Below are 17594 nucleotides of genomic sequence, written 5' to 3' on the forward strand. Positions count from 1 at the left end.
TTTTATTAAAACACTTAAATTAAAAGAAATAAAAAAATGAAAAACAAGTTTTTCAACTAAAGAGGCGAAAGCCTCTTTTTTGAATGTTAATAGTTTGATAAAATTATTGTATGAATGTTTATGAATATGCAAAACAAGATGCTTATAAGATGCAGCTGCTAAAGCTGGATAAACATGTTTATGAAAACACCATTCATAAGATAGGCAATGCGCCTTTTGCTTGAGAACTAAGACATAAATACACCATTAAAGATATTTTTGTAAGATATTGGCATAAATTTCTTGAAATGTATGCACATATTGACATTAGAGATTCTATCATTAATAATGTTAATCGGATGATTGCTTGTAAAGATTTTTCTTATGGCTATGTCTTTTATGAATGTCCTAATTGTGATCATTACCATATATCTGGTTTATCTTGTCATTCAAGGTTTTGTGCTTCTTGTGGTAAGATATATAGAGAAAGACGTGCCAATGAAATTGCTAAAAAATGTTTGAATGTACCACACAGACAGTTTGTCTTCTCTATCGCTGAAGAATTAAGAATATATTTGAGACTTTATAGGGATCTTTATCATGAACTATTCAAAGCGGTAGATGATGTTTTTGTTTATCTTATTCAGGGTAAATCCAAAATAGCTAAAAATGATGATAGAGAATTAGGTTATATATCTTTCTTACACACTTTTGGTAGAGATTTAAAATTTAATCCTCATATACATGTCTTAATGGCTGAAAGAATCATTGATAATGATTTAAAGTTTAAAAAGTATGATTACTTTAATTTTGAGTCATTGAGAAAAGCTTTTATGAATCAGTTATTAAAAAGAATTTATCATTATTTAAAAGAGAATACTTCAAAATATGAATTAGTGAAATTCTCTAGATTAAGAAATTATCTTTATAAACAACTCAAAGATGGTTTTTATACTTACGGTCCTAAACTTAAGAATAACACAAAGGTTTCTATTAAAAATATCACTAGATATATTGCTAGATATGCTAGACATCCAGCCATGAGTGAATCAAGAATTATTAATGTTAATTATGACAATCATACCATCACCTATTATTATGATCCTCATGAAGATGACGGTTTAGAGAAAAATCAAAAACAGGGTAGACAATATGTGACTGAAAGTGTTTTTAAGTTCATCAAAAAATTAATTATCCTATTTCCCAGACAATTATTTTGGAGGTGGCTAGTATGCAAAAACATTTTTCTACAAAAAAGCGTTATCTAACAGATGACGAAAAAAGAAAAAGAGCGATTGAGTTTAATGAATTTTGTTTAGATATTGAAAAGGTAGATGTTGAAGAATTTGTAAAAAGTGACATCTTTGATGAAACCATTGAACTAAAATGTTTAGATTGTGGTTTTCAAGAAGAAATTGATTATGATATTGTAAGTGAATGTTGGGATACTTTTATGAGTGATTACCCTGTTTCATACTGCCTTAAATGTAATACAAGTGATGTAGTGCCTTTGGATGTTTATAACCGCTTAAAGAAATAAGTCTTTCATCCTCATATACTTAGCCTACTCTGTAGGCTTTTTCTATTTATATCACTACTTTATTTTTTAAATACAATTTCCTATTAAAAAATAAAAAAGACCGATATTTAGCCATCGGTCTTCTGTAATATTTAAAACCAAAAACTTATTCATGTCTTATGGAATTAAATAAATGTGATTCCAAAAAGTTTTACACCATAGTAAAAGGTAAGGGTTGTTAAGCCCGAAAAAATAATAACCAAAGCATTTGATTGACCCAAAGACAGATCAAGAACAACTGTCATAAGAATCAACCCTATCCATAAAAAACATGAGATAGAAAACAATATGCGTTCAATCTTTTGCTTTTCTTTACTGGACTTAACTTTTAAACAGATTAAAATAATTCCAGTTACGATAAACAAAGATATCCATATGATATTTTCACTCAGTAACTTAAATATATTTTTGATTTCCCCATAGTCATACAAAGGCCCAAAAAAGTTTTCATATATAAATATAAAGATATATAACATTAGTAATAGTTCTAATAACCATGCAACAGTGTTTTTTTTCATTAAATGAACCTTCCCTATCACGTCATCGTTCAACAATGCTAATATAAACATATATTCTAAATCCTAAAAATCATTTCGTTAAGAGGATTTATATGAAAAAACTTAACCATTTTGTTGTATCCCATTTTCATTGATAATAAAACAACCAAAAAGTTTCCTAGATACAATTATTTGGTTGGCTTCATCATAAGACAGAAACGTTTTTGCATTCCTCAGTGAAACAGAATATATGACTGGGTCCATTTCATTCACATGCGATAACGCATTCTTAACTGAATAATATTGTTTTAATAAACCGCTTTGATTGATAATATAAAAAACAGGCATAAAATGTCTCCTTTCCGATAACTATTAAGGCTATTCCTAATAAAACACGAAAAAGAGTGCTTAGATATCATATAGAAATATTGATACGTTAATATAACACAGTTTTAGTTTTTAATAACTATTTATCGCTGAAGTATAAAAGTCAGTTAATTGATGTAGGAGTAAGAAATGATAGATATAACTGATATCTTGGGTGTGGCTATGAAACTATCCAAGTACGGCCATATAGAAAGGGTTACAAAGGATTCTTATATCCCTTATACGATTTACTATGTTTGTGAGAATAAATCAAAAACAGGCAGATAAGGTTGAATAATAAACTATGATTACATACTTATAAAGATTAAATGATTCATTATATAATACCAATAGACAAATAATTAATTAAATTTTTATTAACTAAAATTCAAATAGATTTTGTAAACTCTAGTACTGTCAAGAATTTTGTGAACTATCATCAAAACTATAGTTATCATTAATTTCATCTTAAATAGATTGGTATTTTCAATAATATTGAAAATATATTATTATTTGAGCATTATTTTAGATATAGGCCAAACATCATGCTGGTTATTGGCTATTACTGTATACGATGTATTGTCTTCTAAATTATAACCACTCTCAAATGATACACCGATGTCTTCTCCTATCATTATAGGAATGAATAAATCTTTATATGGTTTTAGCCATTGGCCATAACCATAGTAAAGTTCATTTGCTTTAGCATGTGGTTTAATCATTTGATTAAATGTTTCTTTTTTAATGATAACTCCATTGATTAAAGCATTCCAAAAGTTATGGATATCATTGACTGTAGTAAACATACCACCATCTCCACCACCAATAATTGGTAGGGAAAATATATTGGTTCTATTGTTTTTATCTTTTTCTATGTATCCTAAAGCTGTGTTATGCGGTAAATCATCCATTCTAAAAAAGCCTGAGTGTTTCATTTTGGCTTTTTTTAATATTTTTTCTCCTATATACTTATGATAGTTACCTGTTAGTTCTTCGATAATCATGGATAAGAAGATATAAGCACTGTTATTATAATTGAACTTTTCACCTGGTTTAAACTTCATGGATGTATGAGGCATTATTTTTAAATAGTCTGTTGGTTTTAATAGTTCATACGTTGGTATATCGATATGAATCGTATCTACTTCTTCATCTAAGTAATCAGGTATACCTGATGTATGGGTTAAAAGATGTTTGATAGTGATTGATGAATCATAAGTATCAAAGATTTCAGGTATATACTTAAAGGCTTGGTCATCAAGATTAAGTTTACCTTCTTCAGCAAGCTTCAATATTCCTAAGGCAGTGAAGGTTTTTGTGCCTGAAGCAATACCAAATAAAGTATCCATATTATTCTTTAGTTTATTGACCCTATCCCTATAACCCATGGCTTGTTGGAGTATTGTTTTATTGTTCTCTTTGATTGATATAACACCAGAAAAGTTATTTTCTTTCATTGAGTTAATGATTTCATCTTTGTTTATCTTCATTATTTTCTTCCTTGTTATTGACCAATGACTATGGTTTGATCAGTCAAATAGATAATTAATTCATCCTGATGCTTTTCAAAAGATAAGTAGTTGTATAATTTAGCGTCTTCTATTTCTATCACTTTATCAGGACTTGTTTGTCCTAATTTATAAACCATTAAATAAAGTGATGTTTCATCTGTTCCTATTACATATATCTTATCATTAAGTATGATTGTCCTTGATAAAAATGAATGTGTCTCACCATCTATTATGGCTTGCAACTTATATTCTTCAACTTCATCACCAAACAAAGCATAATAATTAGAATGTTCATCATCAGAATTATTTAACTCATGTTTTTGATAAGTCATTAACAATTGATCTTCATGAATTGTTGAGTCAGAGTAATCATAATAATACATTGCTTCTGTATCATAATCATTTTCTATAAAACTTAACTCTTGACTATCTAAGTCATAAACATATAAACGTGTTGCCCTGTATCCTAATAAAAAGACTTTATTGTTTTTAACATCAAGAAACTTAACAGTTTCTTCAAATTCAATGTATATGGGTTCTTCATTATCATTAAGCTTGCTGATTTCAAACAACATCTTATCTTGATGGTTTATAGACAAAATCCAATACTTTGTAACTAAGTAATCATTTTCTATAAACGCACTCATAGGTAGATAAGCTTCATCAATATCTGCTGGTCTTTCAATCACTTGTGTATTAGAAAATTCATCATCTTCATATATAAATGGTTGATTATCATGTCTTAAATAATCGGGTTTTCCCATGAGTACCTGATCTTCATATGCAAATAAACCACCATCATAATTTTTATATAAAGATGTTGAATCATTTATATCACTAAATGATAGTAAAGTGCTTTTAAATTCATATGTATTTAAATCATACAAATCAAGATAGACATGTTCTTCAAATGAATCATATGACCATTCGCTTGTCTCAACCAATATATGATCTCCTGATACTAGGAACATTTGTTCATTGAAGCTTCTTTGGCTTTCTTGTGTAATGGTGATTTCTTCATAGAAATCATCATCACTCAAATCATATATATCAATGGATAATCCTTGGTCATTATCAAGAACAGCTGGCAGATAAAGTTTATGATCATAAATAGAAAATATGGTTTCAGGAGATAACCATATCCTATCTTCAGGCATGATTTCTCTATAATCCTCTAACTCATTACCTTCATAGATTCTAATAGATACAATGTTATTATTTGCAAATGGATCCATCAAAAATAATACCTTATATTCATCACTTGATATAAGTTTCGTTCTATAACCATATGAATTAGAATGCCTTAAATGGCTTGTGTATATAGGATGAATATCATAAGATTGATTATGATTAATTTCATCTTTAGAAGTCGACCAATATAAAAATTGACGACCTTCAATTTCATCAGGTTCAGGATAAGTAATATTATCTATATCTAAATCACTATGATTATCAATAGTCTCAATCACTTGGTTATTTGCATTATAAAAATTAATCACTGGGTCATTCTCTTGACCATCACAAGCAATTAAAAAGATAGATAAAAATAGAGTTGTTAAAACAAGTAATTTTTTTATAATCAAAATATACCCCCACTAGACTATATTATAATTGTAAAAACCCTTATATACAAGGCTATCCCTAATATTAAGAGACAAATTTTTAAAAAAATGAAAAACAAGTTTTTCAACTAAAGAGGCGAAAGCCTCTTTTTTGAATGTTAATAGTTTGATAAAATTATTGTATGAATGTTTATGAATATGCAAAACAAGATGCTTATAAGATGCAGCTGCTAAAGCTGGATAAACATGTTTATGAAAACACCATTCATAAGATAGGCAATGCGCCTTTTGCTAGAGAACTAAGACATAAATACACCATTAAAGATATTTTTGTAAGATACTGGTATAAATTTCTTGAAATGTATGCACATATTGACATTAGAGAATATCATTAATAATGTTAATCGGATGATTGCTTGTAAAGATTTTTCTTATGGCTATGTCTTTTATGAATGTCCTAATTGTGATCATTACCATATATCTGGTTTATCTTGTCATTCAAGGTTTTGTGCTTCTTGTGGGAAGATATATAGAGAAAGATGTGCCAATGAAATTGCTAAAAAATGTTTGAATGTACCACACAGACAGTTTGTCTTCTCTATCGCTGAAGAATTAAGAATAAATTTTAGACTTTATAGGAATCTATATCATGAACTATTCAAAGCGGTAGATGATGTTTTTGTTTATCTTATTCAGGGTAAATCAAAAATAGCTAAAAATGATGATAGAGAATTAGGTTATATATCTTTCTTACACACTTTTGGTAGAGATTTAAAATTTAATCCTCATATACATGTCTTAATGGCTGAAAGAATCATTGATAATGATTTAAAGTTTAAAAAGTATGATTACTTTAATTTTGAGTCATTGGGAAAAGCTTTTATGAATCAATTATTAAAAAGAATTTATCATTATTTAAAAGAGAATACTTCAAAATATGAATTAGTGAAATTCTCTAGATTAAGAAATTATCTTTATAAACAACTCAAAGATGGTTTTTATACTTACGGTCCTAAACTTAAGAATAACACAAAGGTTTCTATTAAAAATATCACTAGATATATTGCTAGATATGCTGGACATCCAGCCATGAGTGAATCAAGAATTATTAATGTTAATTATGACAATCATACCATCACGTATTATTATGATCCTCATGAAGATGACGGTTTAGAGAAAAATCAAAAACAGGGTAGACAATATGTGACTGAAAGTGTTTTTAAGTTCATCAAAAAATTAATTATCCTATTTCCCTGATAATTATTTTGGAGGTGGCTAGTATGCCAAAACATTTTTCTACAAAAAAGCGTTATCTAACAGATGACGAAAAAAGAAAAAGAGCGATTGAGTTTAATGAATTTTGTTTAGATATTGAAAAGGTAGATGTTGAAGAATTTGTAAAAAGTGACATCTTTGATGAAACCATTGAACTAAAATGTTTAGATTGTGGTTTTCAAGAAGAAATTGATTATGATATTGTAAGTGAATGTTGGGATTCTTTTATGAGTAATTACCCTGTTTCATACTGCCCTAAATGTAATACAGGTGATGTAGTTCCTTTAGATGTTTATAACCGCTTAAAGAAATAAGTCTTTTAACTTCATATACTCAGCCTACACTTGTGGGCTTTTTCTATTTATATCACTACTTTATTTTTTAAATACAATTTCCTATTAAAAAATAAAAGGATATTTTTCAATATCCTTAATTACTTAATTATTCAGTTCTAACAGGTAAAATTAATTGAATTAATCCTGAATCCTTATCACTTTCAATGATGAAAGGTCTTATTTCACCAGTGAATTTAACATACACTTCTTGACCTTCAAATGTTTTTAATGCATCTAAGAAATATCTAGAAGAAAAAGCTATTTTTAAAGAAGTTGATGTTTGACAATCTAAAGGTTCAATATCTTCAACCACTTTTCCTATTTCTGGAGAATTAGAAGTTATTTCAACTTCATGATTTGGTTTTAGATTTAATTTAACAATACTACTAATACTATCTCTTACAGATAACAAAGAAGCTCTTTCAACAGCGACTGCTAAATCAGATGCTTTAAATTTTAATGTAATAGGAAATTCATTTGGAATTAATCTTGATGTTTCAGGAAAACTTCCATCTAATAATCTAGATTTAAATAAAATATTACCATATTCAAAAATAATAGATTTTTTATCTAGATGTAATAGTATTTCTTCTAAATCTAATTCAAGAATTTTATGTAATTCATCCAAACTTCTTCCAGGAATAACAACGTTCATTTTTTCATAATTTTTTGTTGTTTTTATTTTCTTTTGACTTAATCTAAATGAGTCAGTTGCTATAGCTGTAAGTTCATCATTTTCAACTTTGATATTAACACCGGTTAAAATTGGTCTATTTTCAATTGAAGATGTTGCGAAGGTTGTTTGTTTGATAACTGATTTCATGACCTTAGATTCCAATTTAATAGGTCCATCAACCAAATTAAAGTCAATGCTAGGGTAATCATCAACATTTAATAAATTTAAAGATAAGTCTGTATGATTTGAAGTTATTTTTAATACATTATTATCAACAACCGAAAATTCTACTATACCTTTATCAAGTTTTCTTATAAATTCAAAAAAGATCTTTCCTGGTATTAATATTTGACCTTCTTCTTCAATATTCAAACTTTCATCTTTAATTGATATTTTAATTGAAATATCTGAATTGCTTGTCAACATAACCATTTCATTATCATACACCTCTAATTTAATACCTTGTAAATAAGGTGCAGGTGTTTTAGTTGATAAAGCTTTTTGTGAAATCATTAGGTTGTTCAATAATACATCTGTATTGATTGAAAAATTCATAAATAACCTCCTCTTATATTTATATTAATTATGTTTATAATTATATTATTATTATTAGTGGGTGTTGATTCGTGGAAAACCTTTAATCTATCGTAATTATTATACCATAATTAGCGAAAAATGTACAGTTTTATCAAAGTTTATAACTTATTTTTTTCCACATTTTATTAACAATTTTTCAATATCATTTTTAATGCTTTCATCTGTTTGAATATAGTTAGAAATTTGTTCAATACTATAGATGACGGTTGAATGGTCTCTACCATTAAATATTTGACCAATTTTTTTATAAGTAGGATCAAACAATTCTTTTATTATATACATTCCAACCTGTCTAGCGAAAACATATTTCTTTTGTCTTTTTTTAGATAATAAATCTGTTGTGTTAATATTATAATAATTACTGACTATATCTAAAATATTAGTATAATTAGTTCTATCAACAGTCTGAGTACTAGCTTTCTTTGAATTAATTAAATTTTTTAAAGCTTCTTGGGTATTTTCAATATTAAATTCATAATTAAAAGCTGTACAATAAAATAATACTCTTTTTAAAGCACCTTCAAGTTCTCTAACATTATTATCAAATAATTGAGCTATATATTCCAAAATATCATCTGTAATTAAATTAGGATCTGAAGTTTCAATATTAAGTTTTTTCTTTAAAATTAAGATTCTGTGTTCTAAAGAAGGTTTATTAATATCAACAGTAAGACCCCATTCAAAACGTGAAGTGAGTCTAGCCATGATATCAAACAATTCTGAAGCAGGTCTATCAGATGTTATTACAATTTGTTTGTTGTTGTCTTTAAGTTTTTCAAATATTTTGAAAAATTCTAATTGAGTTTTAGTTTTACCAGATAAAAACTGAATATCATCAACCAATAAAATGTCAATATCTTCATATTTTTTTGAAAAATCTTCAAATGATCTTTGTTGGGCAGCATTACCAAAATCTTCAATAAATTGATCAGTTTTAACATATAAAACTTTTTGATTAGGGTTATTATCTAATGCAAAATTACCTATACATTGCATTAAATGAGTTTTACCTAAACCAACATGACCAAAAATATACAAAGGATTGGCAAAAGTAGCTGGTTGGTCAGCAACCTTAGTTGCCGAAGTATAAGCTAATCTATTACTAGGACCAACAACAAAATTATCAAAAGTATAGGTAGGATTTAAACCAGTTTTATATTTGTTTTCTATATCTTCTTCTGGTGTATTGATTTCATATTTAGTTTCTTTTTTTAATTCTAAAGCTGCTTGTTCTTTTGTTATAATTTTAAATAAATATTGTTCTTCAACAAGTTCATTTAATAAATAATTTAGACGATTTAAATAGAAGTTATCAATTTTATTTTTTATATAAGAATTAGGAGCTATTAAATAGATATAATTATTAGAAACTTTAAATACATTGTCAATAACAGCAAAGTGCTGATTATATATATCTTCATCAAAAGTAAGTTGTAAAGTTGATTTTACTTTGTTCCAAATTTGTTCGAAATTATCCATACACCCTCCTGTCATTATAAATATATCATATTCAAATATAAATGGTTGAATTAGTTTTCAACAAAATAATGTGGAAAACTTTTTGTGTTTTTTTATTTCAACCAAGTAATTGTGGAAAAAAAAGCTAGATATATAGTGATTTTATATAGTTTTCCACATTTTAACACCGCTTATGTTTGTCAACAATTGTGGATAGAATTTTTTTCACATTATTTAGTAAATAGTATATAATGAAAGAGGATTAAAAACATATAAATAATCGTAAACCAAAATCAGTTGACAATGACTTTAAAATTAAGTATAATGTTATAGCATGGTTTTTGATTATCAGTGAGGAGGTGTTGATTATGAGCCAAACATATCAACCAAGTAAAACTAAAAGAACTAGAACACATGGTTTCAGAGCTAGAATGGCAACTGCAAACGGTAGAAAAGTTCTATCAAGAAGAAGAAGAAAAGGACGCAAATCTTTATCTGTATCTGACCGTTAAAAAATTAAATAAAATTCACCATTTAATATATTTATACTTGATGTCACCGGACAAATATATGACTGGTGATTTTTTGATTTTTTAAGGAGGAAAAATTTGAAAAAAGAATATCGTATAAAAAAGAATGATGAAATCCAATCTTTAATGCAAAAAAGAAAGACGGTTGGAAATACTTTTTTTGTCATTTATCATTTTAAAAACCATGATCAAGAGCATTTTAGGTATGCATTGTCTGTTCCGAAAAAATTTGGGAATGCAGTACAAAGAAATCAGATGAAGAGAAGAATTAGAGAGGTTATTAAAGATTGTTCAATCATCGATAAGGTTGATATTTTTATTATCGCAAAACTAAAATCTCAAGAATTATCTTTTAACGATATTAAAGACAATATTCAAAATTTATTAAAAAAAGCAAAAATTTTAAAGGACGGTAAATATGAAAAACAAGAATAAGATTTTATTATTATTGTTAATGGTTGTTTTATTAGTAGGGATGACTTCGTGTAGCACAGATGTTTATGAAAAACCATTTGGAGAGTCAACTGGTGTTTGGGACACCATTGTAAACGGTATTGGTTGGTTTACTTATTATGCGAGTAATTTATTCGGTTTACTAGGCGATACATATTATTATTGGTTAGGTTTGTTAATTATGACATTAGTTATTCGTACTTTAGGTTGGCCAGTATATGCTAAAACTAATGATATGACTATAAAAATGCAATTAGCTCAACCTGAATTGAACAAAGTTCAAGAAAAATATCGCAATAGAAAAGATCAAGCTTCTCAGCAAAGAATGCAGATGGAAACTATGGAAATTTATAAGAAATATAAAATAAACATTTTTGGTTGTTTTATGCCACTTCTTCAAATGCCAATTTTTATTGCTATGTACCAAGTTGTTAGAAGATTTCCACTTGATAACTCAGTTTATTTCACTAAAGGTGAACATACTATTAACCATAACTTTTTATGGACGGATTTAGGTAATACAGATTGGTTAACCAATCTACCATTAGCTTTAATTGTTGCTGGATTAATGTTTTTAAGCCAATACTTAGTTCAAAAACGATCTGAAGCAGCAAAAAAACATACAGGACCATCAAATCCTAAAGCTGAACAAAGTCAAAAAACAATGAAATATATGATGTATTTTATGGTTGTGATGATGTTCTTTATCGCTATTACAAATGCTGGTATCGCATTCTATTGGATTATCGGTACAGCTTATCAAATTTTCCAAGGGTATATTTCTCATAGAGGTATGGACAAAAAACGTGATAAACTACGTTCTAGAGTATAATAAGAGGGGATTTTATGAAAAAAATACAATTTGAAACAAAAGCATTGAATGATCAAGCTTTATCATATGCTGCAAGCGAATTAAGAGTAAATAAGGATTTTATTGAATTAAACATTATTGAAGAAAAAAAATCCTTGTTAGGATTAAATAAATCATATGTTGTTGAAGCAATTGTAGATTTCGATATTATTAATGATGGTATTGAATATTTAAAATCAATGTTAAAAAACATGCAAATAGAAGCTGTTATAGAAGCTAAAACCATAGATGAAAGACATGTATTGTTCAATATAGAATCTAAAGATAATCCTATTTTAATTGGAAAAAATGGAAAAACTTTAGATGCCATTCAAACGGCATTAAAAAATTATATTAATTTATACACTGAAGAATATTATGTGATTCTTTTAGATATCGGTGGATATCGTGAACAAAGAAAAAAACAATTGGAAATTTTAGCAACAAAAACAGCCATGGATGTTATTCAAACTAAAACTTCAACTAGATTAGGTAAAATGAATTCTTATGAGAGAAGAATTGTTCATTCAAAATTATCAGATTGGCGTGATGTAACCACAAAATCTGAAGGTGAAGAACCTAATCGTTATGTTGTTATATTACCGAGAACTAAATAATGAAAAAACTTGTTGTTGGCTTGGGTAATCCTGGTAGAAAATATAAACACTCAAAACACAACATAGGATTTATGGCAATTGATCATTATGCTAAAACCAATCAAGTATCAATGAAAGTCAAAACATCTTTTAACGCAGAAATCGCTGAAAAAGGTGATTTAATATTGGTTAAACCCTTAACTTATATGAATTTATCTGGTATAGCTGTTCGTAAAATAATCGATTTTTACCAAATTGATATAGATCAAATTTTAGTGATCTATGACGATGTTGATTTACCTTTTGGTAAGTTAAGATTAAGATATCAAGGTGGAGCCGGTGGACATAATGGAATTAAGTCTATTATCGAACATTTGGGTTCGCAAATTTTCAATAGAATACGCTTTGGAATAGATAAGTCAGATAAGATTGATATGAAGGATTATGTTTTAAGTAAGTTTTCAAAAGTAGAATTAAAAGAGTTAGAAGATATTTTGATTGATATTGATCGAGTGATCGATGATTTTAAAGAAGATATAAGTTTTAATGATATAATGACAAAATATAATTAGGAGAAAATCAATTGATTTTCTCCTATTCTATTATATATTTTCTTTTAGTTTTTCTAATATTTCTAAGTAATCTTTATTTTCTAAATTTGCTTGATTATTCTTAAAAGCAATATCAAAACCATCATCTTCATATCTAGGAACTAAATGGATATGAAAGTGATCAACAGATTGTAAAGGTTTCTCGTTATTGCTAATGATATTTAAACCTATAGGCTTAAAGGATTTCTTAATTGCATTTGCGAGTTTTGGAACGGATTTAAAGATAATATTAGATACATCTTCATCCATTTCAAAGATGTTTTTTACATGTTTTTTTGGCACAATAAGGGTATGGCCCTTAGTCACTTGTGATATATCCAAAAACGCCATGATATATTCATCTTCATAGACCTTGTAAGAAGGTATTTCACCTTCTATAATTTTACAAAATATACAATTCATTTTATGCCTCCTTATTATATTTTTTTATAATCATTGATAATTGATTAAAGTCAGTCATCCAAAAGTCTGGGTCTGTTTTTCTTAATAAGTCTTTTTTGTAAGACCAATCAACCCCACAAGTTAATATTTTTGCGTTTTTTCCAGACAATATATCGCTTGGATTATCTCCAATCATCATTACCATTTGTGGGTCTTTTAATAATGATATTGCTTTATGTATGGGTTCAGGATGTGGTTTTGCATATTCTACTGAATCTAAGTATACGTAGACATCTATATATTTGTTAAGTTCAAACATTTCAATTGAAGGTAGAGCAGATGATTTGAATTTTGTCGTGACGATGCCTGTTTGTATTTTCATTTTTTTAAGTTCTTTTAATGAAGAAATCACGTTAGGGTAGATTTTGATAGATTCTTGTTCGTGATCTATATAATAATTTCGAAATAATTCAATCATTTTAGTAATTATTTCATCATTATTTGTTAAGTTTGAAAATGTTTCTTCAAGAGAAGGGCCAATCATATGAATATAATCATTTTTTGTGAATTTTAAAGAAGGAAAGAAATATTCTATAGTATGTTTGAAGGAGTCTATTAATAATTGGTTTGAATCAACCAATGTACCATCTAAATCAAATAATACTGCATTAATTTTTAGCATTTAATCACCACCAAATATATTATATCAAATATCTATTTTTTTAGCATGTTCAGTATTTAAACTAGCATTTTATTTTATAATTGTCTATGGTATAATTAGAAAAGACGAAAAGAGGTTTTTATGAAGGCTATTTTAATTTATAATCCAATGAGTGGTAAACAAAGATTTGAACTCTTTTTGCCATACATTGAAGAAAAAATTAAAAGTAAATACGAAACACTTCATATAAGAAAAACAAACCATCCTGCTCACGCTGAGGAAATAGCCAAGGAAGCTTGTGAAGGAAATTATGATTTGCTTATCATCAGTGGTGGAGATGGGACTTTTAATGAATGTGTAAACGGATTAATGTCTTATGAGAAAAGACCTAAAATTGGTTATATTCCTTCAGGAACTACTTGTGATATAGGCATGAGTTTAGGGATTACTAAAAAAATAGATAAGGCATTAAATATTATCTTAAATGAAGAATCTGTAAAGATGGATGTTGTAAGAACTAATGATAGATATTCATGTTATGTTACGGGGACTGGTGCTTTCATTGATATTTCATATGTAACAGATTCAAAACTAAAAAAAAGAATAGGACACTTGGCTTATATGATTAAAGCTGCTCAAGAATTTTTTTCAATTCCAAAAATGAGAATGACTGTCTATCATGATGAGGGAAAAGTAAGCGGTGTATATTCATTAATGTTAATCATTAATTCAAAAAGAGTTGCGGGTATGAATATGGTTTATAAACCCGAATTAGATGATGGGAAAGTTAATGTGGTCATGTTTAGAAGTTTTTACCCTTTAAATCCATTATTATATGTTATTTACTTCTTGTTTCCTTTTTGGTCAACCCCTTTAATAGATAAGTTTACAACTTCAAAACTTGAAGTGAGGACCAATTCTAATGAAAGTTGGAATATTGATGGAGAATATGGTGGAGAAGGAAACAAACTTGTAAAAGTTCATAAGCAAGCCATAGAAATATATGTGCCTAAAAAGGTAAAGAAAAGGTATTTTTTAAATCAATGAGTAGATCACAAGTTATAGTTGTCGAGGGATACCACGATCAAATAAAGGTTAATCAAGTTTTTCCAAATTTGCCCGTGATAGTCACCAATGGCAGTGAAATATCAGAAGAAACATTAAACGCTATTTATCAAGCAAGTTTAGAAAATGAAGTTATTTTGTTTTTGGACCCAGATTATCCAGGACAACAAATCATGAATAAAATATTATCTACAGGTGGTCGTTATTCAATAGCCTCCATGTCAAAAGACAAAGCCATAAGTAAAAATAATAAAAAAGTTGGAATAGAACACGCTACAAAGGATGATGTTTATGAAGCTTTAGTTCATAAACTAACTATGAAGCAAAAACGACAAACAATTTTTTTAAAAGACCTAATGGTTAGAAAACTAGCAAATTCTATTCATTCAAGAAATTTAAGAAAGAAAGTATGTGAATCTTTACATATTCCTTTTTCTAATGCTAAAACTTTATTGAAATATTTAAATTTATTAAATATTTCTTTAGAAAGGATTGATGAAATTTTAAATGAATCATAATGATTATGTTAATAAACAAGTCAATCAAAAAAACTTTTTTATTAAAAAGAAGTTTAGTCAAAACTTTTTATTAGATGAAAATATTATTAAAAAGATAGTGAAATCAGCTGATATCAATAAAGATTCTTATGTAATAGAAATTGGTCCTGGTTTTGGAGCTCTTACCAAATATCTTGTTGATCAATCAAAAAAAGTTCTCTTATACGAAATTGATGATGACTTAATTCCGCATCTACAAACTTTATTCAAAGATAAAGATAACATTCATATTGAGCACCAAGACTTTCTTAAAGTTCAAAGTGTTGATCAAGATATTGATCGATATCTTGATCAAGCTAATAATGTGATTGTTATTAGTAATTTACCTTATCATATAACAACGCCAATTATTATGAAAATATTAGAAGAAAGTCAGAAAATTAAACGTCTTGTTTTAATGATGCAGTTAGAAGTAGCGCAAAGACTAACTTCAAAACCGAATACAAAAGACTATAATGCTTTATCAATCATTATTCAAGATCAATCTGAAGCAAAATATATGTTTAAAGTGCCAAAAACAGTCTTTCAACCGAGACCAAATGTTGACTCTGCAGTAATTAGGTTAGATAGGTATCTTGAGAAAGAAAGAGATCCTTTATTTTATCAGTTTGTACATGAATGTTTTTCTCAAAGAAGGAAGACTTTAGTCAATAACCTTCATTCAAGTTTTTCTATAAACAAAGATGATATTAAAGTTTTATTAGACAAATTAGAAATCAATGATAAAATAAGGGCGGAAGCTCTTGATTTAGAAATGATTAAAAATTTATATAAATTATTTAAAGAGGAGGATTTAATATGATTTTACAAAAGACGGATAAGGAATTATATGACATTATCCAAGAAGAATTCGAAAGACAACAAAGTCATATCGAATTAATTGCATCAGAAAATTTCGTTTCTGAAGCAGTGCTAGAAGCTGATGGCTCTGTTTTAACAAATAAATATGCAGAAGGCTATCCAGGAAAAAGATATTATGGAGGTTGTGAATTTGTTGATAAAGCTGAAGATTTAGCAATTGAAAGAATTAAAAAATTATTCAATGTAAACTACGCTAATGTTCAAGCTCATTCAGGATCTACCGCTAATATGGCAGCTTATCGAGCCATCTTACAACCAGGGGATAAGGTATTAGGAATGGCGCTAGATCAAGGCGGACATTTAACTCATGGGCATCCATTAAGTTTCTCAGGAATTGATTATGAATTTTATCCTTATTTCGTTGATAAAGATACTGAGACAATTGATTATGATGCTTTAGAAGAGAAAGCTTTAGAAGTAAAACCAAAACTAATAGTTGCGGGAGCCAGTGCTTATCCAAGAATCATTGATTTTAAAAGGTTTAAAGAAATATGTGATAAAGTTGGTGCTTTGTTCATGGTTGATATGGCTCATATCGCTGGTTTAGTAGCTGCTAAATTACATCCAAATCCATGTGAATACGCCGATATTGTTACATCAACTACCCACAAAACTTTAAGAGGACCTAGAGGTGGAATTGTATTAACTAATGATGAAGAAATTGCTAAAAATGTAAATAGAGTAGTCTTCCCTGGAATACAAGGTGGACCATTAATGCATATTATTGCAGCTAAAGCAGCAGCTTTTGGTGAAGCTCTTACCGATGAATTTATTGAATATCAAAAACAAGTTGTTAAAAACGCTCATGTATTTGCTCAAAAATTTATTGATTTAGGGTACCATGTTGTATCTAATGGTACAGATAATCATTTATTATTATTAGATGTTTTATCAAAAGCCAAAATGTCAGGTAAAAAAGCAGAAAATTTATTAGATCAAGCAAATATTACATGTAATAAGAATACTATACCTTATGATACTAAAAAACCATTTATTACTTCAGGGATTCGCTTAGGAACACCAGCGATGACAACAAGAGGATTTAGAGAAAACGATTTTGAAGAAGTTGCAATCTTAATTGATATGATTTTAATGAACCCTGAAGATGAAGATATTTTGAAACAAGTTAAAGCAAGGGTTAAAGTTTTAACTGATAAATATCCTTTAAATTATTATAAACCAACAAAATAATAT

At 27.8% G+C, this 17594-nt stretch carries 23 protein-coding genes; 15 read left to right on the forward strand and 8 right to left on the reverse strand.

Going from position 1 to position 17594, the window contains the following annotated elements:
- The first annotated feature begins 254 nt into the window (after positions 1 to 254).
- On the forward strand, positions 255 to 1247 hold the full coding sequence (locus tag HF295_RS06120; protein WP_312032609.1) for an IS91 family transposase: 993 nt from the start codon (positions 255 to 257) through the stop codon (positions 1245 to 1247).
- A complete protein-coding gene (locus tag HF295_RS06125) occupies positions 1211 to 1519 on the forward strand; it encodes a hypothetical protein (protein ID WP_312031290.1) in 309 nt (102 codons plus the stop codon). The genes HF295_RS06120 and HF295_RS06125 overlap by 37 nt, the downstream gene beginning before the upstream one ends.
- A 164-nt stretch (positions 1520 to 1683) precedes the next feature.
- Here HF295_RS06125 and HF295_RS06130 read toward each other — a convergent pair whose 3' ends face one another.
- Both HF295_RS06130 and HF295_RS06135 read right to left on the reverse strand, forming a co-directional pair.
- Complete coding sequence (locus tag HF295_RS06130) at positions 1684 to 2076, reverse strand: hypothetical protein (RefSeq protein ID WP_312031291.1); 393 nt, start codon at positions 2074 to 2076, stop codon at positions 1684 to 1686.
- 102 nt (positions 2077 to 2178) lie between these two features.
- Positions 2179 to 2403 carry a hypothetical protein gene (locus HF295_RS06135; RefSeq protein WP_312031292.1) on the reverse strand — a complete coding sequence of 75 codons (225 nt, stop codon included), beginning with the start codon at positions 2401 to 2403 and terminating at the stop codon, positions 2179 to 2181.
- Positions 2404 to 2571: 168 nt separating this feature from the next.
- Here HF295_RS06135 and HF295_RS06140 point away from each other — a divergent pair, with 168 nt between their 5' ends.
- Positions 2572 to 2709 carry a hypothetical protein gene (locus HF295_RS06140; protein WP_312031293.1) on the forward strand — a complete coding sequence of 46 codons (138 nt, stop codon included), beginning with the start codon at positions 2572 to 2574 and terminating at the stop codon, positions 2707 to 2709.
- A 221-nt stretch (positions 2710 to 2930) separates the two neighbouring features.
- Here the strand turns inward: HF295_RS06140 and HF295_RS06145 are convergent, their stop codons facing one another.
- A complete protein-coding gene (locus HF295_RS06145) occupies positions 2931 to 3911 on the reverse strand; it encodes a serine hydrolase domain-containing protein (protein WP_312031294.1) in 981 nt (326 codons plus the stop codon).
- 14 nt (positions 3912 to 3925) lie between these two features.
- Positions 3926 to 5515, reverse strand: a complete 1590-nt coding sequence (locus HF295_RS06150) for a hypothetical protein (protein ID WP_312031295.1) — start codon at positions 5513 to 5515, stop codon at positions 3926 to 3928.
- Positions 5516 to 5676: 161 nt separating this feature from the next.
- Here HF295_RS06150 and HF295_RS06155 point away from each other — a divergent pair, with 161 nt between their 5' ends.
- Genes HF295_RS06155 through HF295_RS06165 form a run of 3 tightly spaced genes read left to right on the forward strand, consistent with a single transcriptional unit; the run spans position 5677 to position 7083 of the window.
- Complete coding sequence (locus tag HF295_RS06155) at positions 5677 to 5889, forward strand: hypothetical protein (RefSeq protein ID WP_312031296.1); 213 nt, start codon at positions 5677 to 5679, stop codon at positions 5887 to 5889.
- Positions 5858 to 6751, forward strand: coding sequence for an IS91 family transposase (locus HF295_RS06160; RefSeq protein ID WP_312031297.1), 894 nt, complete (start codon positions 5858 to 5860; stop codon positions 6749 to 6751). Before HF295_RS06155 ends, HF295_RS06160 begins: the two co-directional genes overlap by 32 nt.
- Positions 6752 to 6774: 23 nt before the next feature.
- Positions 6775 to 7083 (forward strand): hypothetical protein, encoded by a 309-nt coding sequence (locus HF295_RS06165; RefSeq protein ID WP_312031298.1) that lies wholly within the window; start codon positions 6775 to 6777, stop codon positions 7081 to 7083.
- 127 nt (positions 7084 to 7210) lie between these two features.
- Here the strand turns inward: HF295_RS06165 and dnaN are convergent, their stop codons facing one another.
- Both dnaN and dnaA read right to left on the reverse strand, forming a co-directional pair.
- Positions 7211 to 8335, reverse strand: a complete 1125-nt coding sequence (dnaN, locus tag HF295_RS06170; RefSeq protein ID WP_312031299.1) for a DNA polymerase III subunit beta — start codon at positions 8333 to 8335, stop codon at positions 7211 to 7213.
- Between the two features lie 147 nt (positions 8336 to 8482).
- Positions 8483 to 9856 carry a chromosomal replication initiator protein DnaA gene (gene dnaA / locus HF295_RS06175; RefSeq protein WP_312031300.1) on the reverse strand — a complete coding sequence of 458 codons (1374 nt, stop codon included), beginning with the start codon at positions 9854 to 9856 and terminating at the stop codon, positions 8483 to 8485.
- Between the two features lie 347 nt (positions 9857 to 10203).
- Here dnaA and rpmH point away from each other — a divergent pair, with 347 nt between their 5' ends.
- From rpmH to pth, 5 genes are all read left to right on the forward strand, one after another.
- Positions 10204 to 10347 carry a 50S ribosomal protein L34 gene (gene rpmH, locus HF295_RS06180; RefSeq protein ID WP_312031301.1) on the forward strand — a complete coding sequence of 48 codons (144 nt, stop codon included), beginning with the start codon at positions 10204 to 10206 and terminating at the stop codon, positions 10345 to 10347.
- A gap of 96 nt (positions 10348 to 10443) precedes the next feature.
- Positions 10444 to 10800, forward strand: a complete 357-nt coding sequence (gene rnpA, locus HF295_RS06185) for a ribonuclease P protein component (protein ID WP_312031302.1) — start codon at positions 10444 to 10446, stop codon at positions 10798 to 10800.
- The gene (locus HF295_RS06190; protein WP_312031303.1) at positions 10784 to 11650 is read left to right on the forward strand and encodes a YidC/Oxa1 family membrane protein insertase; all 867 of its coding nucleotides are present in this window, start codon (positions 10784 to 10786) and stop codon (positions 11648 to 11650) included. Before rnpA ends, HF295_RS06190 begins: the two co-directional genes overlap by 17 nt.
- Positions 11651 to 11664: 14 nt before the next feature.
- Positions 11665 to 12285: an RNA-binding cell elongation regulator Jag/EloR gene (gene jag / locus HF295_RS06195; protein ID WP_312031304.1), complete on the forward strand. Its 621-nt coding sequence runs from the start codon at positions 11665 to 11667 to the stop codon at positions 12283 to 12285.
- On the forward strand, positions 12285 to 12836 hold the full coding sequence (gene pth / locus HF295_RS06200) for an aminoacyl-tRNA hydrolase (RefSeq protein ID WP_312031305.1): 552 nt from the start codon (positions 12285 to 12287) through the stop codon (positions 12834 to 12836). The genes jag and pth overlap by 1 nt, the downstream gene beginning before the upstream one ends.
- A 30-nt stretch (positions 12837 to 12866) precedes the next feature.
- Here the strand turns inward: pth and HF295_RS06205 are convergent, their stop codons facing one another.
- Both HF295_RS06205 and HF295_RS06210 read right to left on the reverse strand, forming a co-directional pair.
- Complete coding sequence (locus tag HF295_RS06205; RefSeq protein WP_312031306.1) at positions 12867 to 13277, reverse strand: HIT family protein; 411 nt, start codon at positions 13275 to 13277, stop codon at positions 12867 to 12869.
- Position 13278: 1 nt separating this feature from the next.
- Positions 13279 to 13938 carry an HAD-IA family hydrolase gene (locus HF295_RS06210; RefSeq protein WP_312031307.1) on the reverse strand — a complete coding sequence of 220 codons (660 nt, stop codon included), beginning with the start codon at positions 13936 to 13938 and terminating at the stop codon, positions 13279 to 13281.
- Positions 13939 to 14058: 120 nt separating this feature from the next.
- Between HF295_RS06210 and HF295_RS06215 the strand changes: the two genes are divergently transcribed.
- The 4 genes from HF295_RS06215 to glyA are packed head-to-tail and all read left to right on the forward strand — an operon-like array spanning position 14059 to position 17591.
- Positions 14059 to 14964 carry a diacylglycerol/lipid kinase family protein gene (locus tag HF295_RS06215; protein ID WP_312031308.1) on the forward strand — a complete coding sequence of 302 codons (906 nt, stop codon included), beginning with the start codon at positions 14059 to 14061 and terminating at the stop codon, positions 14962 to 14964.
- A complete protein-coding gene (rnmV, locus tag HF295_RS06220) occupies positions 14961 to 15500 on the forward strand; it encodes a ribonuclease M5 (RefSeq protein ID WP_312031309.1) in 540 nt (179 codons plus the stop codon). The genes HF295_RS06215 and rnmV overlap by 4 nt, the downstream gene beginning before the upstream one ends.
- Positions 15490 to 16341, forward strand: a complete 852-nt coding sequence (rsmA, locus tag HF295_RS06225) for a 16S rRNA (adenine(1518)-N(6)/adenine(1519)-N(6))-dimethyltransferase RsmA (RefSeq protein WP_312031310.1) — start codon at positions 15490 to 15492, stop codon at positions 16339 to 16341. Before rnmV ends, rsmA begins: the two co-directional genes overlap by 11 nt.
- Complete coding sequence (glyA, locus tag HF295_RS06230; RefSeq protein ID WP_312031311.1) at positions 16338 to 17591, forward strand: serine hydroxymethyltransferase; 1254 nt, start codon at positions 16338 to 16340, stop codon at positions 17589 to 17591. Before rsmA ends, glyA begins: the two co-directional genes overlap by 4 nt.
- Positions 17592 to 17594 lie beyond the last annotated feature (3 nt).

This window comes from Hujiaoplasma nucleasis (genome assembly GCF_013745115.1).
In the GTDB taxonomy this organism is placed as follows: domain Bacteria; phylum Bacillota_I; class Bacilli_A; order Izemoplasmatales; family Hujiaoplasmataceae; genus Hujiaoplasma; species Hujiaoplasma nucleasis.

What these genes read in the sequence shown, in the direction of transcription:
- HF295_RS06125 (WP_312031290.1), top strand. Translation starts at nt 1,211, where the DNA reads ATGCAAAAACATTTTTCTACAAAAAAGCGTTATCTAACAGATGACGAA.
- HF295_RS06160 (WP_312031297.1), top strand. Translation starts at nt 5,858, where the DNA reads ATGCACATATTGACATTAGAGAATATCATTAATAATGTTAATCGGATG.
- HF295_RS06145 (WP_312031294.1), bottom strand. Translation starts at nt 3,911, where the DNA reads ATGAAGATAAACAAAGATGAAATCATTAACTCAATGAAAGAAAATAAC.
- HF295_RS06165 (WP_312031298.1), top strand. Translation starts at nt 6,775, where the DNA reads ATGCCAAAACATTTTTCTACAAAAAAGCGTTATCTAACAGATGACGAA.
- HF295_RS06130 (WP_312031291.1), bottom strand. Translation starts at nt 2,076, where the DNA reads ATGAAAAAAAACACTGTTGCATGGTTATTAGAACTATTACTAATGTTA.
- rsmA (WP_312031310.1), top strand. Translation starts at nt 15,490, where the DNA reads ATGAATCATAATGATTATGTTAATAAACAAGTCAATCAAAAAAACTTT.
- rnmV (WP_312031309.1), top strand. Translation starts at nt 14,961, where the DNA reads ATGAGTAGATCACAAGTTATAGTTGTCGAGGGATACCACGATCAAATA.
- dnaA (WP_312031300.1), bottom strand. Translation starts at nt 9,856, where the DNA reads ATGGATAATTTCGAACAAATTTGGAACAAAGTAAAATCAACTTTACAA.
- pth (WP_312031305.1), top strand. Translation starts at nt 12,285, where the DNA reads ATGAAAAAACTTGTTGTTGGCTTGGGTAATCCTGGTAGAAAATATAAA.
- HF295_RS06155 (WP_312031296.1), top strand. Translation starts at nt 5,677, where the DNA reads ATGAATGTTTATGAATATGCAAAACAAGATGCTTATAAGATGCAGCTG.
- HF295_RS06210 (WP_312031307.1), bottom strand. Translation starts at nt 13,938, where the DNA reads ATGCTAAAAATTAATGCAGTATTATTTGATTTAGATGGTACATTGGTT.
- jag (WP_312031304.1), top strand. Translation starts at nt 11,665, where the DNA reads ATGAAAAAAATACAATTTGAAACAAAAGCATTGAATGATCAAGCTTTA.
- HF295_RS06140 (WP_312031293.1), top strand. Translation starts at nt 2,572, where the DNA reads ATGATAGATATAACTGATATCTTGGGTGTGGCTATGAAACTATCCAAG.
- rpmH (WP_312031301.1), top strand. Translation starts at nt 10,204, where the DNA reads ATGAGCCAAACATATCAACCAAGTAAAACTAAAAGAACTAGAACACAT.
- HF295_RS06190 (WP_312031303.1), top strand. Translation starts at nt 10,784, where the DNA reads ATGAAAAACAAGAATAAGATTTTATTATTATTGTTAATGGTTGTTTTA.
- dnaN (WP_312031299.1), bottom strand. Translation starts at nt 8,335, where the DNA reads ATGAATTTTTCAATCAATACAGATGTATTATTGAACAACCTAATGATT.
- glyA (WP_312031311.1), top strand. Translation starts at nt 16,338, where the DNA reads ATGATTTTACAAAAGACGGATAAGGAATTATATGACATTATCCAAGAA.
- HF295_RS06215 (WP_312031308.1), top strand. Translation starts at nt 14,059, where the DNA reads ATGAAGGCTATTTTAATTTATAATCCAATGAGTGGTAAACAAAGATTT.
- HF295_RS06205 (WP_312031306.1), bottom strand. Translation starts at nt 13,277, where the DNA reads ATGAATTGTATATTTTGTAAAATTATAGAAGGTGAAATACCTTCTTAC.
- HF295_RS06135 (WP_312031292.1), bottom strand. Translation starts at nt 2,403, where the DNA reads ATGCCTGTTTTTTATATTATCAATCAAAGCGGTTTATTAAAACAATAT.